Below are 14540 nucleotides of genomic sequence, written 5' to 3'. Positions count from 1 at the left end.
TATGGCCAACGTCACCCTGCGCAACGTCCGCAAGACCTATCCCGGCGGCTTCGAGGCCATCAAGGGCGTCAACGTCGATGTCGGCGACGGACAGTTCTGCGTGCTGGTCGGCCCCTCCGGCTGCGGCAAGTCCACGCTGCTGCGGATGGTTGCCGGCCTCGAAACCGTCACCGGCGGCGAGATCGACATCGGCGGCAAGGTCGTCAACCAGGTCGAGCCCGCCGACCGCGATATCGCGATGGTGTTCCAGAACTACGCGCTCTATCCGCATATGAGCGTCTTCAACAACATGGCCTACGGCCTGCGCAACCGCGGCATGAAGGAGGCCGAGATCAAGTCGCGCGTTGACGAAGCCGCGCGCGTGCTCGAGCTTACGCCGATGCTGGAGCGCAAGCCGCGCCAGCTCTCCGGCGGCCAGCGCCAGCGCGTCGCCATGGGCCGCGCCATCGTGCGCCAGCCGAAAGTGTTCCTGTTCGACGAGCCGCTCTCGAACCTCGACGCCAAGCTACGCATCGCGATGCGGGTCGAGATCCGCAAATTGCAGCGCCGGCTCAACACCACGTCGATCTACGTCACCCACGACCAGCTCGAGGCGATGACGCTCGCCGACATCCTCGTCGTGATGAACGGCGGCCAGGTCGAGCAGGTCGGCAATCCCCTCGCGATCTACGAGAAGCCGGCGACCACCTTCGTCGCCTCCTTCATCGGCGCGCCGCCGATGAACTTGATGGCGACGCGGCCCGAGGAGATCAGGTCGCAGCTCGCCGGCAGCAGCGCCGCCGATGCCGGCATCCTCGGCATCCGCCCGGAAGATTTCGTCATCACCGACCAGACCCCGGACGGCGGCGTCGCCTTGCCGCTGACCGTGGAGGCGATCGAGCGCGTCGGCGCCGAGACCTTCGTCTACGGCTCGCGCGACCAGGAACAACAGCGCGTCGCCGCCACGCCCGGTGAGCTGCCGCCCGGCGAGATCATCGTCCGCATCCCCGGAACCGAGGCGCCTGCCATCGGCGCGAAGATCCGGGTCGCGGCGGTGCGCAGCAAGCTGCATTTGTTCAGCGCGGACGGGCGGACGCGGCTCGAAGCCTAGCGGGTTCCGAAGCCTCCCAACTCAAAAGTGCGAAAACAACCCCATGCACAGTAGAAGGGGCCTTGTTTTCGTTGAGAAAAATCCGCGACGAAAAACCGTCCCGGCCGCGCTTGTCGGCTCAGTCCCTGCGACATCGCTGACAGGCGTTCGGAGACATGGTTGACACATGAGCGACGGCAGAGTTGACGGGGCGGCCGGCATGAGCCCATCCACAGCACCCCGGCTACCTGCTTGAACCAACACGGGAACGTGCCCATATTGCTTCTCAAGGGGTGCCACTACGGGCCCCGACACACCAAAGTCGCTTCTGCGAGGACTTTGTAAACTATGTCTCGTGTTCCCACGTTATCCAGTCCGTTCCTTCTGGGCTTCGACGAGATTGAGCGCGTGCTCGATCGCGTCGTCAAAGGCGCCGACGGCTACCCTCCCTACAATATCGAGAGGTGCGGCGGCGCGGACGGTCAGCCCGAGCGGTTACGCATCACGCTGGCGGTCGCCGGATTCACCCGCGACCAACTCGATGTAACCATTGAGGAAAACCAGCTCGTGATCCGCGGGCGCCAGCAGGACGACAAGACCCGGCAATACATCCATCGCGGCATCGCCGCGCGCCACTTCCAGCGCACCTTCGTGCTGGCGGAGGGGATGCTGGTGCTGGGTGCGGATCTGAAGAACGGGCTGTTGTCGATCGATCTGGCCCGGCCTGAACCGGAGAGGATCGTTAAGACAATCGCTATCAATGAGCACGAATAATGGAACGAGTAGCGGACTCGACCGCTTAGTGTTCCAGAGGAGTCGAGACCATGAGTGAAGGTCACGTTGCGTTCGAATACGAAGCCAAGAACGTCTCGCCCGAGACGCTGGCAACCCTCGGCGAAGGCCATATCGCCTATGTGAAGCAGATCCGCTCGGAAGATGTGCCGGGCCTGTTTCCCGAAGCGCCGAAAATCGCGCCGGGCCTCAAGCTCTTCGCGCTCCACGCCGCCGACGGCACGCCGATCATGCTGACCGACAGCCGCGAAGCCGCGGTCGCGAATGCCTGGAGCAACGAGCTGCAAGCGGTGAGCGTGCACTGACCGCGCGAACGTCGCACGAGGAGAGTTTTGAGCGGGCATGCCTTTTTGCGAAGGCGTGCCCGTTTTCATTTTGAGCCATGAAGTTTTCCGCTCGTCATTGCGAAGAACACTTGCGACGAAGCAATCCAGAATCCTTCCGCGGAAAGACTCTGGATTGCTTCGCTGCGCCCCCAATGACTGCGTATAAGGCTATCGCACGCTCAGCTCTCGTGCCCCGGACGCAGCGCAGCGTCCCTTCAGCGGTGCGCTGCAGAGCCGGGGCCCATTCGGTTGACGGCAATCCGTGAGGCACTGGGTCCCGGCTCTGCGCAGCAACGCTTCCGCGTTGCGGCTTGTCCGGGACACGAGAGCGGAAATACACGCGCCACTCTCATTCATTTCAAGAAACCAAGCCCTTCGCGCGCGGTGTCTACCGCCCATCTATCGTCCGGCGGCAGCGCGAGCACGTTGTTGAAATCGGCGCGCGCGTGTTTTGGATCCGACATCATCATGTAGAGGAGGCCGCGATTGGCCAGGGCGGCCTGGTTCTTCGGATCGAGCCGGACTGTGTCGTTGTAGTCGGCGAGTGCACGCGCGTGCTCTCCCATGTCGCGAAACAAGGCGGCACGGTTGTTGTAGGCCGTCGAATTTGCCGGCTCCAATCGAACCGCTTCGTCGCAATCGGCGAGGGCACGTTTGTCGTCACCCTTCCTGTGCCAGGCGAGGGCACGAGCGAGATAAGCTCTCGCGAAAGCCGGGGTCATCCGCGTGACCTCGTCAAACTCCCGGATGGCCCCGTCGGCATCGTCCTTTTTCAGGAGGATGACCGCCCGGCAATAATGGCCGCCGGCCTTGCCCGGCTCGAGGCGAACGGCGCTGTTGCAATCGTCGAGCGCCGCGTCGATTTCGCCCTTCCCGACATGGATCGTGCTGCGCAGCTCGTAGGGCCACGCAGCGGCGGGATTACGCCGCATCGCCTCGTTGTAATCGGCGACGGCGTGGTCGGTGTCGCCCTTCGCGGCGTAGGCTTCACCTCTCATGACGGTGGCAAAATAGGCCTGCTTGGGATTGCGTTCGATCGCCTCGGTGAAGCCGACGATCGCGCCCTCGAAGTCGTGCTTGTTGAAATATTCCTGGGCACGCGAGGTGTAGGATGGCCCATAGCCAGGATCGAGACGAATGGCCTCGTTGTAATCGGCCAAGGCGTGATCGCGATCGCCTTTGGCGGAATAAGCGCGGCCGCGGCAATGATAGGCCCGGCCGAAATTCGGATCGATCCGGATCGCGGCGCTGCAATCCTCGAAGGCACGAGTCCAATCGTGCTTGATGTAGTAGGCTTCACCGCGCAGCTCGTAGGCTGTCGCATTGGTCGGGTCCGCCGCGATGATCTCGGACTTCTCCGCGATGACGCGCTCGTTCGATGCCTCGTCGGCATGGGCCGCGGCGGCAATGGCGATCGAGCAGAGCAAACCGAAAATCCGGCCAATCGAACCACAATTCATGTCCTGGGAATCCCTACGCCGAGTCCCCACCGGAGGCCCGCGGAATCCCGGCAAAAGCGTCCTGCTGCAGCTAGGTCGCAAACGGCGCGGCGCAGGTTCACCTTGCGAAAGCTTCCCGCTTCAGCGCCCCGTCGGAATCAGCGCCCGCAGGATGTCCGGCTTCCACGCTTGACGCGCACTGTCGAAGGCCGCGAAATCGTGGTCGAACTGCCAATAGGCCCACGCCCAGCCCAGCCGTTCCGCGCTCCGCGCCACGAACGATAGATACCGCGCGCGCGCCTGGGCTGGAGCGGCCTCGTACACGCCGAACTCGCCGAGGTAGATCGGGCGCTTTTCCCTTTCGGACCAGGCCCGAATTTTCTCGAAATCGGCCCGGGCCTTTTGCTCGTCCTCCTGGGTGCCCCAATCAAGCGGGCCGATGCGCGAGAATGTCGGAGACCATGGAGCTCCCTGATGGGTGAAGCGGATCGGTGCGTAATAGTGAAACGTGACGATCAGATTCCGGTCATCCGACGGCAGGACCAGATCGTCGACCGGCATCTCGTCGACGTTGAGGACCGACGCGATGACCGTCCGCCTTGGATTGGTGGCGCGGATGATGCCGAGACATTCGTTCAGCAGAGTGTTCCAGGCGGCGGACGTCATCTGCCCGCCCGGCTCGTTGAGCACCTCGAAAACGAGAGCCGGATATTTTCCGGCATAGCGCGCGGCGATTTGGGTCCAGAACGATTTCAGCTTGTCGGTGCACTCTGAGATGTCGCGCTGACAGACATGGGTGTCGTGCTCGTCCAGGACAGGGATGAGATTTCGGGCGAGCACTTCCTCGATGACGGCATCGAGCCGACTCAAGACGACGTCGTCCAGCACATTCTCCGCGTTCATGAACTTGAAGCCGAAGAAATTGATCCGAACGTGCGAGAACCCGGCGCGTCGGATCGCAGTGAGGTTGTCCAGGCGGAATGGCGCGTTTCGGCCTCCCTCCCAGATGCCGTCATAGCCGAGGACGTTGATGCCGCGTCCCAATTTTGGAGGAGCGAGCGCGTCGGGCCGCCCGGCCGCCTCAGCCGGGAAGCAAATCGCAAGCACGGTCAATGCCAGGGCGAGGCAGAAAGCTGCCGACCACCGAACACGGATAGCACTCATCCTGCTTGCCTCATCATGGTTGCGGGCCCTGTTGCGGCACCGGCCTGCACACTGCAAAGAAAAAGGCCACGAGCAGCACCGACGTGAACATCGTCGAGCGAAGGAACATCGTCTCCGTGAAATTCGATTGAAAGCTCAGGACGACGAAGCCGATGATCAGCGCGCAGTGATAACGATCGATCGACCGGGTGGCGATCAAATAGAGGACCTTTTCCGAGAACAAATAGACGCTGGTGGCGAACAGCACATATCCCAGAAATCCCGTTTCAATGGCCACCGCGATGTAGCCGCTATGGTAATTGTCGAGCACCCAGCCGTGATTCTGATTGAAATAGTCGTAGATCGCGGGGCGCGTCCAGAATCCGTTGATGCCGAAACCCAGCAGCGGCGCATCGTTGAAATGGCCGATGGCGTACTGCCAGATGAAGGTCCGCTCGGTGAAATCGACAGTCGATTCGCCGAGATGGATGGAATCATACCCCGTCACATAGAAATACAGCATCAGCAGAGCCGCCAGGATGCACATGACGAATGGCAACACTGCATAGATTTTCATGCACCGGACCGACCACATCGAAGTCACGAGCAGCCCACCCGCGGCGAATGCGACAGCGCCGGCACCACGGGATTCCGAGGCGATGACACATGTCGATGCCAGAATGAACGTCGCGAGGAAGGCGATCCATCCCTGTCCCGTGATCTTCTGATAACAGGCAAAGAACATCAGATACGCGCTGATGAAGCCGAGCGTCTGTTTCGATTCGTAGATTCCTTGCCACTGGCCATTGTGCATCCAGCTCTGGTCGACGCCGATCTCGGGCGCGAAGAGCGCGCACAACGCCGAGGCGGCAACCAGAACGAACAGCCCGAGCGCCGTCGATCCGACGATCTCGTCGATGTCGATGCGCGTGACGAGGCAGTACGCACCGAACGTCGTCACGACAAGTGCCGCGCTCTTCATGACCGCTGCGATGGAAAGCGTGGTCCAGAGCACGGAAACGGCCGCGAGGGCATAAAACGCGACCAACGCGATGAGATCTGGATTGGGCTGGATTCGAATACACGGCCGCACGAAGGCACTGGCATAGATCGAGACGATCCACATCGAAAGCGCGACCGCCTGCTGCACGTAGCTCCATTCAGAAGGCAGCAATGCCGGATGCAGGACACCCATTGACGCGATCACATTGACAATGATCGAGCTGCGCATCGCGTTTCTGGCAAGCCGCTCCACGCCGGCACTTGGCGGTTTCCAGAACGCGCTTTCGTATGCCTCGGGATGCGCTGCCGTGTGCACGTCGGTGCCGGGCTGACCGCCCTGAAGCACGGCCTCGGGCCGTTCTCCCGCCGCAGCACCAAGGTGCAACGGCGACCTTCCATTCCCAGTCACGTCCACTCAGTCCATAGCTTCGAACGGCCCTTAGCGGATTTAGAGGGCCGCCCAATGTGCCGTACGTCTCAAACGGGAAGATTGTCGTACCTTCTACCTTTGAGACCAAGATGTGTATGACGGGACGGCTGCGAACGCAACGCAATCCAGGTGCAAAAGTGGATCGGCCCTATTCGGCAGGAAAGAAGGAGAGGCTTACGCCGCGGTCGCCGGCGGCAGGGCCAGCACCGAATAGATCGCCTGCGCATCGCGCGAGGCGCGGAGCTTCTTGGCGATGTCCTGGTCGCGCAGCAGGCGGGCGATGCGGGCGAGCGCCTTGAGGTGATCGGCGCCGGCGCCTTCGGGGGCGAGCAGCAGGAAGACGAGGTCGACCGGCTGGCCGTCCATCGCCTCGAAATCGATCGGGCGGTCGAGCCGCGCGAACAGGCCGAAGATCTTTTCGAGCTTGGGCAGCTTGCCGTGCGGAATGGCGACGCCATAGCCGACCGCGGTGGTGCCGAGCTTCTCACGCTGCAGCAGCACCTCGAACACCGAGCGCTCGTTCTGCCCGGTCAGCTCGGCGGCCTTGGCCGCGAGCTCCTGCAAGGCCTGCTTCTTGCTGTTGACCTTCAATGCCGGGAGAATCGCCTCGGGTGCGACCAGATCGGTAATCGGCATGGAGGCTTTCCGAGGTGAATTAAACCGTCAGGTTCCGATTTGGCCCGCTTGATAGACCAAGCTGAGCCGGCGTCAATAACATGAAGCAGGAGGGGGACTTAGCCCAAGGTCCTGCCAAGTCCAGATGTGGGGGGCTTCTACTCCAACGCAATCCCGGTGCCAACTCCCGCGTGCGGCTTTGCCACGGTCATTGTTAAGGGCCGGGATCGTACGGGCCCCCGCCCCGGCCTAACCGCCCGCCTTGCCATCGACCTTGCCGTCGGCTTTGGCCCCCGGCGGATCGATCCAGCCCACATTGCCGTCCGCCCTGCGGTAAATGATGTTCACCCGGCCCGACGAACCATGCTGGAACACCAGGCAAGGGGCTCCGCTGAGGTCAAGTTCCATGACCGCCTCGCTGACCGAGAGCTGCTTCAACGACGTGGTTTGCTCGGCGATGATGACGGGGCTGTAGCCGGTGACTTCCTCTTCGCCCTCTCCGGGCGCCTCGAGCACGTAGGCTGTCGCGTCGAGCGCAGCCAGCGCTTCGGAGGCGACATGGGCCTTGCGGGCGGAGCGGTCCTTGAGCCGGTTCTTGTAGCGCCGGAGCCGCTTCTCGATCATCAGCAGCGCCTGGTCGGCGCTGGCATAGGCGTCCGGCGCGTTCGAATCGGCTTCCAGCGTGATCCCCGAATCGAGGTGCAGGGCGCAATCGGTGCGGAAGCCGAAGCCGTCCTTGCTGAGCGTGATGTGGCCGGAATAATTGCCGTCGAAATATTTGCGCAGCACCTCGTCGGTGCGGTCGGCGACGCGGCCGCGCAGGGCCTCACCGACGCTGATGCTCTTGCCCGAAATCCGAAGAGTCATGGATGCCTCGCTTGGTTTGCTCCTCAGCTGCGACGACGAATCATCGCAGCCGAAGTCGTTCCCTGCGCATGACCGCCCCACGAGCCCCTTCCACGTTCGTCGGGAGAGGAGACCGCTGTGCGCTTTTCCGGATCATGCGCGTGCCTGGATCGGTTGCAAAGGGGAGCTGACAGTAGCGCGATTTCGCGCCGGTGCAATCAGGCCGGTTCGGTGTTGCGGGAGCGATCGGACATTGCGGTGGAGAGGACGTTACCAAGAGCGCTCTGCTTGTCGCGGCGACGTTGCACCGAGGAGGGTATGCGCATGGCTTCGCGGTACTTCGCGACCGTGCGGCGGGCAATATCAATGCCCGAGGCGCGCAAGCGTTCCACGATGGTGTCGTCCGACAGGATCGCGCTGGGCTCTTCCGAATCGATCAGCTGCTTGATGTGGTGACGGACGGCCTCGGCGGAATGCGCCTCGCCGCCGTCGGCCGAGGCGATCGAGGCCGTGAAGAAATATTTCAACTCGAAAGTGCCGCGATTTGTTGCCATGTACTTGTTGGCGGTGACGCGCGACACCGTGGATTCATGCATCTGGATGGCGTCGGCGACGGCCTTCAGATTGAGCGGCCGCAGGTGCGCCACGCCGTGGGTGAAGAAGCCATCCTGCTGGCGCACGATCTCGGTCGCAACTTTCAGGATGGTGCGGGCGCGCTGGTCGAGCGCGCGCACCAGCCAGGTCGCATTCTGCAGCGCGTCGGTGAAATAGGATTTGTCGCCGTCCTTGCCGATCTTCTTCGACAGCTCGGAATAGTAGGTCTGGTTGACCAGCACGCGCGGCAAGGTGTCGCTGTTGAGCTCGACATGCCAGCCGCCGTCGGGACCCGGGCGGACATAGACGTCGGGCACCATGGTCTGCAGACGCGCCGAGCCGAACTTCATGCCGGGCTTGGGATTGAGGCGGCGAATCTCGCCGATCATGTCAGCGATGTCCTCGTCGTCGACGCCGCAGAGCTTGCGCAAGGCCACGATGTCGCGCTTGGCGAGGAGATCGAGATGCTCGACCAGGGCCTGCATCGCGGGGTCGTAGCGGTCGAGCTCGCGGAGCTGGATGGCCAGGCATTCGCTCAAGTTACGCGCGCAGACGCCGGGCGGATCGAATTTTTGCAGCACGGCAAGGACGCCCTCGACGTCGGCCTGCGATGCGCCCAGGCGCTCGGCGGCCTGGCCGAGATCGGGCGGCAGATAGCCGGCCTCGTCGACGAGGTCGATCAGGTACTGGCCGATCATGCGCTGTGCGGGTGCGGTGAAGGCGACCGAGAGCTGCTCGGCGAGGTGGTCACCGAGCGTTGTCTCGGCCGCGACAAAAGCTTCCAAATTGTAGTCTTCGTCACCAGAGGCGCCGCCGCCCCACTCGGTATAGGTGGTGGGTGCGACGTCCTGGGCGTTGCGCGCGGCAGCCTCGGCCGGCTCCTCGGAGAAGACGTTGTCGAGCCCGGTGTCCAGGGTCTGCTCGATCTCGGCGCGGGTGCCGAGATCCTTGCTCATCCATTCTTCCTGGCCCGGCTCAAAGGCCTCGCCCGGACCGCCGCCGGGCTCGTCGCTGCCCCCGCCGCCGAAATCATCGTTATCGCTGAACTGGCCGGCCTCGGCCGGAGCTTCGCCCGCGGGGGCCTCGTCGCTGGCCCGCTCCAGCAGCGGGTTCCGCTCGAGTTCCTCTTCCACGAAGGTCGTCAGATCGAGATTGGACAATTGCAGCAGCTTGATCGCCTGCATCAGCTGCGGCGTCATCACCAGCGACTGCGACTGCCGGAACTCTAATCTCTGCGTGAGCGCCATGAAGCAAGAACCGATCCAAAAGTTGGTCCGATTTTTGCTTATCCTAGTCCGAGCCCGATGTATACGCCTTGACGAAACGCAAAAACGGGCTAGAGGCGGAATTCCTCGCCAAGGTAAAGGCGGCGCACGTCCGGATCGGCAACGATCTCATCCGGGCTCCCCTCGGTCAAGATTTCACCGGCATAGACGATATAGGCGCGATCGGTGAGGCCGAGCGTCTCGCGGACATTGTGGTCGGTGATGAGCACGCCGATGCCGCGATTGGTGAGATGGCGGACGAGGTCCTGGATGTCGCCGACCGCAATCGGGTCGATGCCGGCGAAGGGCTCGTCGAGCAGCATGTAGTTCGGCCGCGTCGCCAGCGCACGCGCGATCTCGACGCGGCGCCGCTCGCCGCCGGACAGCGCGATCGACGGCGATTTGCGCAGCCGCGTGATGTTGAATTCGTCGAGCAGGGAATCGAGCTGCTGCTCGCGCTTCTTGCGCGAGGGCTCGACCACTTCGAGCACGGCCCTGATGTTCTGCTCGACGGTGAGGCCGCGGAAAATCGAGGCTTCCTGCGGCAGATAGCCGATGCCCAGCCGCGCGCGCTGATACATCGGCAGTTTCGTGACATCGTGGCCGTCGAGCTCGATCGCGCCGTGGTCGGCTTTGATCAGGCCGGTGATCATGTAGAACACGGTGGTCTTGCCGGCGCCGTTCGGGCCGAGCAGGCCGACGGCTTCGCCGCGCCGCACATAGATGCTGACGCCACGCACGACCTGACGGCTTCCGAACGACTTCTTCACGCTATGCACAGCCAGGAAGCCCGGTCGCTTCAGGAGCTGCGGGTCGCCCGCGCCATTGGACCTGCCGGCCGCCCTGACGGGGTGAACCGCCTGCGGACGCGGCTCGGCTTGATAATCGGCTTGGTAGTCGTCCTGGTAGTCACCCTGGAACTGGTCCGGCGCACGGATCGCCTGGTCACGAGCCATCGGCGGCGCGTCGCGGATCGGGCTGGCCACGAGCCCGCCGACGCTGTCACCGAGCGCGGTGATGTCCTGACGCGCAAATCCTGGCCGGCCGCTCTTGGCGGGGCGCCGACGGAACATGCTGAAGAGATCGACCATCCCCGCCTTCTAGCCTTTCGCGACGATCCCGCGCGAGTTCGCGCGATCTGCCGCACCGGCCTTTCGATTCGCCGACGCAGCATGAGTGAAGGGATGTCTCATGCCCAGTGAAACACGCCCGAAAAGCGGCGGACCCCGCTTCGAAAGCCCTGCGCGCTAGATACAGTCTCGCCGGCCAAGCTTCAACCTCGGTTCGGGCGCATCAGATCCAAGCCGTTGAATTTACTTTGGTTTACTTGCGCCAGGCAATTGCAAAGGGGGCGCCCCGCCGGGCTTGCTCCCCTGACCGCAATCGTTGTTGCCGCCCTGCGGTAGCAGGGCCTGCACCCGGCCATTGTCGGATTCCACCCGCGACACGCCCGTCGTCATGTCGACCATCAAGCGGTCGCCGCGCAGCACGTTCTTGCACTGCGTCAGGACGACCTGACCGCCGCCGCCGAGCATGGTGATGAGATTGGTCCTGGTGTCGAATACGGCGGTGTCGCCCGTGACCACCTGGTCTTTCTGGGTGACCACGACATTGCCGCGCGCTTCCAGCCGCTTGATCGAGGAGCTACCGCCCGGACCCGGCTGCGCGGACTGCATCGGCGCGCCGGTCCCACTGTTCTTGGTCGCCTTCGCCGCAGGTTGAGGCGTGGCCGGCTTGTCGCCCGAATCGTAAAACACCACCAGCGTCTTCGAAGTCATGGTGGTGTCGCCCTGGATGACCTTCACATTGCCGGCGAAGGTCGCCTCCTTCTTCTTGTCGCGCATCTCCAGCGAGGCGGCTTCGATCTGGATCGGCTGGTCGCGGTTCTGCGAAAAGCCCTGCATGGCGTTGGGCACACCCTGCATCGTGCTCTGCGCGATGGCCGCGCCGCCGGCGACCAGCGCGACGCCGACTGCAAGGGCAGCCGCGCTGATGATGCCGCTGCGCTTGTCGATGCTGCGCGAAAAAGTCTTGGTCATGAAAATCACTTTGAATTGGCAGACTTGTTCTGAGGCGTACGTGTCTTCACCGGCGGCGCGGGCTCGGGCGGCGCAGGCTGCGCGGCGGCGGGCTGGTCCAGTTTGTCCAGATGCATCACCACATTTCCTTCGAAGCGGATGACGTCGCCGCCTTCGGTGATGCGCAATTTGTCAGCGGTCAGCGTGCCGTTGGTCAGCTTGACATCGACGCGCTCGTCCGAGGAGACCGTGCCCTTGTTCATGTCGACGAAGGCGGAGTTCAGCCGCGCCTCATAGCCGGTGGAGGTGCGCAGGAAGATGTCCTTGTGCAGATCGAGCTGCTGCTGCTTGTTGTCGAAGCGGCCGGTGCGGGCATCGAGGAACAGGGTGGATTGATCCTCCATCAGCACCTTCGCGCGCAGATCCTTGAGATCGACATGATCGGGATCGGTGATGTCCTGGGTCGCGGTCTTGGCCCAGAGCTCGTAGGGCCGCTGGTCCGGCGTGAAACCGGACAGATGCGGCGATTCCATCGTGATCTTGGTGCCCGACACCACCATGTTCTCGACGGTGAGCGGCAGTTCCGGAATCCTGAACTTGTTGAAGAAGGCGATGTAGATGATCACGGCCATTGCCACGACCACCGTCGCCGGCACCGAGACGCGCAGAATCCGCACCAGGCGGCTGTGGCGCGCCGCGCTGGCGAACTTCGCCGCAAGCGCGGCGTCGTAGGTGGGATTGTGGGCCGAATTCACCTTGAGTTCCTGAGGTGTCGCTCGCCTGGTCCGTTTGACGGGCGCCCCATTGTAGCCGGAGGCGCCAAAATATGCAGCCTTCGGCATATCAGGCTTGGACAGGCCGTTACGAAAGTGTCCGAAACGGGGCGACAACTCCCTCCAAGCAGGCTCAGGAGTGCGCGAAAATGTCCTCTTCCGCCCAGCCCTGGAGGTCGAGCAGGGCACGGGTCGGCAGGAAATCGAAACAGGCCTTGGCCAGCTGCGTGCGACCTTCCCGCACCAGCATGGCATCCAGCCGCTCACGCAGGGCATGCAGATGCAGCACGTCCGAGGCGGCATAGGCGAGCTGCGGCTCGGTCAGGCTGTCGGATCCCCAGTCGCTGGACTGCTGCTGCTTGGAGAGATCGACATTGAGCACCTCGCGCACGAGGTCCTTGAGGCCATGACGGTCGGTGTAGGTGCGGATCAGGCGGGAGGCAATCTTGGTGCAATAAATCGGCCCGGTCATGACGCCGAAGGTCTGGTACAGCACCGCGACGTCGAACCGCGCGAAGTGGAAGATCTTGGTGACGGCAGGATTGGCCAGCAGCGCCTTCAGGTTCGGCGCGTCGGTGTGGCCCTTGGGGATCTGCACCACGTCGGCGCTGCCGTCGCCGGGCGAGAGCTGCACCACGCAGAGCCGGTCGCGGTGCGGGTTCAGCCCCATGGTCTCGGTGTCGATCGCCACCGCGCCGGTGTAGCGCGAGAGGTCCGGCAAGTCGCCGCGGTGCAGGCGTACGGTCATGGCGTTTCAAAACCTCGGGTCGAATCGGTGCGTCGGCACAATAGGCTCATTTCGAATTGCCCGCGATGTATCCACTCGGGACAGGCCACGCAAGCCCATGGCAGGCAAGCAGTTGTCAGGCAAGCACCTGTCAGGCAAGCACTTGGTGGCTCAGATCGCCGCCAGCATGATGCAGATCATCGCTGCGACCGCGATCCGGCTGGGACCGTCGCGGAAGGCGTACAGGATCGGATCATCCGGCATCTCGCGGCGATGCGCCATCATCAGGGCGCGGCCGAACCAGTAGAGCAGCAGCGGGTTGAGCAGCCACAGCATCCAGGGGCGGCTGTACAGCGGCGTCACCGCGGTCGAGGAGACGTAGAGCGAGAACACGGTCACCGCGTTCATCGCGCTCGCCGCCGCCATCGCGGCGATGATCTGCAAATCGGTGACGCGATAATCGCGGTTGGAGGGATCGGCGAGGCCGGCGCTTTCGCGCATGCTGAGCTCGCTGAAGCGCTTGATCAGCGCCAGCGAGGTGAACACGAACAGCGAGAAGATCAGCAGCCATTCCGACAGCACCACGCCGACGCCGACCGCGCCGGCGACGATGCGAAGCGTGTAGAGACCGGCGAGCGTGACGATGTCGACCAGCATCTTGCGCTTGAGCACCAGCGAATAGGCGATCGTGGTGACGAGATAGCCGCCGAGCACGGCGAGGAACAGCGGCGAGATGCAGAGCGAGGCCACGACCGCGAACAGCCACAGCGCGGGGATCGCCGCCAGCGCCGAGGAGATCGGCAAGTCGCCGGCCGCGAGCGCGCGATGGCGTTTGGTCGGATGCTGCCGGTCGGCCGAGAGATCGAGCAGATCGTTCATCAGGTAGGCGCCCGACGCACAGGCCGAGAACGCCAGGAACGCCAGCAGCGCGGAGCCGAAGCTGGCAAGGTTGAGCTGATGCGCGGTGATGACGGGCACGAACACCAGCGTGTTCTTGGCGTATTGATAGACACGCAGCGCCTTCATCCAGGTCTTGAGGCTGGCACGGCCGCTGCTGCTTACGCTGATGCGCTCGATGACGGCGTGATCGAACGGAAGATCGCCCGCGGCGAGATCGGCCGAGGTCACCACGCCGTCAAAACCGAGATGCGTCGCGATACCGGAGGCATGCGCGGCGAAACGATCCGCGACGAGGTAGATCTTGCCGCCCCGCGCCCGCGCCGCGAGCGCCCGGTTCAATACGTCGGAATCGTAGGGCAGATGGGCGTAGTCGATCTCGGCCCGCGCCAGGATATCGGTGAGCGCCGCCATGCCCGGCCGTCCGCCCGCACCGAAGCGCGCGAGCATGAGGGCGGGCCGGCTGAACAGCGCTTCCATCAGCAGTTCAGAGCGCAGCAGGGCGCCTTCGAGATCGATGACGAGCGTCCGCGCAGCCGCCGGGGCTGCCGACGGGACAGGTGCGCCAGACTCGTACTGCCGGGCAGGCTGCTCCATTCGAAAA

At 63.6% G+C, this 14540-nt stretch carries 14 protein-coding genes; 3 read left to right on the top strand and 11 right to left on the bottom strand.

The genetic code is table 11. The features are described from left to right. Window position 1: 1 nt before the first annotated feature. The 3 genes from SE92_RS23965 (at window position 2) to SE92_RS23955 (ending at window position 2166) form a co-directional block, all read left to right on the top strand. A complete protein-coding gene (locus SE92_RS23965) occupies window positions 2–1090 on the top strand; it encodes a sn-glycerol-3-phosphate import ATP-binding protein UgpC (RefSeq protein WP_063198869.1) in 1089 nt (362 codons plus the stop codon). Between the two features lie 327 nt (window positions 1091–1417). Beyond that, the gene (locus tag SE92_RS23960; RefSeq protein WP_028139463.1) at window positions 1418–1843 is read left to right on the top strand and encodes an Hsp20 family protein; all 426 of its coding nucleotides are present in this window, start codon (window positions 1418–1420) and stop codon (window positions 1841–1843) included. A 50-nt stretch (window positions 1844–1893) separates the two neighbouring features. Beyond that, window positions 1894–2166, top strand: coding sequence for a BQ00720 family protein (locus SE92_RS23955; protein WP_011083553.1), 273 nt, complete (start codon window positions 1894–1896; stop codon window positions 2164–2166). A gap of 374 nt (window positions 2167–2540) precedes the next feature. Here the strand turns inward: SE92_RS23955 and SE92_RS23950 are convergent, their stop codons facing one another. From SE92_RS23950 to SE92_RS23900, 11 genes are all read right to left on the bottom strand, one after another. Beyond that, window positions 2541–3647, bottom strand: coding sequence for a tetratricopeptide repeat protein (locus tag SE92_RS23950; RefSeq protein WP_063198867.1), 1107 nt, complete (start codon window positions 3645–3647; stop codon window positions 2541–2543). A gap of 120 nt (window positions 3648–3767) precedes the next feature. Then, window positions 3768–4790 carry a glycoside hydrolase family 5 protein gene (locus SE92_RS23945; protein WP_063198866.1) on the bottom strand — a complete coding sequence of 341 codons (1023 nt, stop codon included), beginning with the start codon at window positions 4788–4790 and terminating at the stop codon, window positions 3768–3770. Window positions 4791–4803: 13 nt separating this feature from the next. Further along, window positions 4804–6186 carry an O-antigen ligase family protein gene (locus tag SE92_RS23940; protein ID WP_502686779.1) on the bottom strand — a complete coding sequence of 461 codons (1383 nt, stop codon included), beginning with the start codon at window positions 6184–6186 and terminating at the stop codon, window positions 4804–4806. A 189-nt stretch (window positions 6187–6375) separates the two neighbouring features. Continuing rightward, the gene (gene ptsN, locus SE92_RS23935; protein WP_008141251.1) at window positions 6376–6837 is read right to left on the bottom strand and encodes a PTS IIA-like nitrogen regulatory protein PtsN; all 462 of its coding nucleotides are present in this window, start codon (window positions 6835–6837) and stop codon (window positions 6376–6378) included. Window positions 6838–7065: 228 nt separating this feature from the next. After that, the gene (gene hpf, locus SE92_RS23930; protein ID WP_063198864.1) at window positions 7066–7683 is read right to left on the bottom strand and encodes a ribosome hibernation-promoting factor, HPF/YfiA family; all 618 of its coding nucleotides are present in this window, start codon (window positions 7681–7683) and stop codon (window positions 7066–7068) included. Between the two features lie 197 nt (window positions 7684–7880). Next, a complete protein-coding gene (gene rpoN / locus SE92_RS23925; protein WP_063198863.1) occupies window positions 7881–9503 on the bottom strand; it encodes an RNA polymerase factor sigma-54 in 1623 nt (540 codons plus the stop codon). Between the two features lie 89 nt (window positions 9504–9592). Then, entirely contained in the window at window positions 9593–10612 is a 1020-nt protein-coding gene (gene lptB / locus SE92_RS23920; RefSeq protein WP_063198861.1) for an LPS export ABC transporter ATP-binding protein, read from the bottom strand. A 222-nt stretch (window positions 10613–10834) separates the two neighbouring features. After that, window positions 10835–11560 carry an LptA/OstA family protein gene (locus SE92_RS23915; RefSeq protein ID WP_063203726.1) on the bottom strand — a complete coding sequence of 242 codons (726 nt, stop codon included), beginning with the start codon at window positions 11558–11560 and terminating at the stop codon, window positions 10835–10837. Window positions 11561–11565: 5 nt separating this feature from the next. Next, window positions 11566–12294 (bottom strand): LPS export ABC transporter periplasmic protein LptC, encoded by a 729-nt coding sequence (gene lptC / locus SE92_RS23910; RefSeq protein ID WP_063203725.1) that lies wholly within the window; start codon window positions 12292–12294, stop codon window positions 11566–11568. Window positions 12295–12445: 151 nt separating this feature from the next. Then, window positions 12446–13060 carry a ribonuclease D gene (locus SE92_RS23905; protein WP_063198859.1) on the bottom strand — a complete coding sequence of 205 codons (615 nt, stop codon included), beginning with the start codon at window positions 13058–13060 and terminating at the stop codon, window positions 12446–12448. Between the two features lie 150 nt (window positions 13061–13210). Further along, window positions 13211–14533, bottom strand: a complete 1323-nt coding sequence (locus SE92_RS23900; RefSeq protein WP_063198857.1) for a UbiA family prenyltransferase — start codon at window positions 14531–14533, stop codon at window positions 13211–13213. Window positions 14534–14540: the final 7 nt, after the last annotated feature.

This window comes from Bradyrhizobium sp. AT1, assembly GCF_001590795.1.
GTDB lineage: Bacteria > Pseudomonadota > Alphaproteobacteria > Rhizobiales > Xanthobacteraceae > Bradyrhizobium.
Note: the sequence above shows the minus strand (reverse complement) of the source record. Positions and strands in the feature narration are given on the sequence as shown.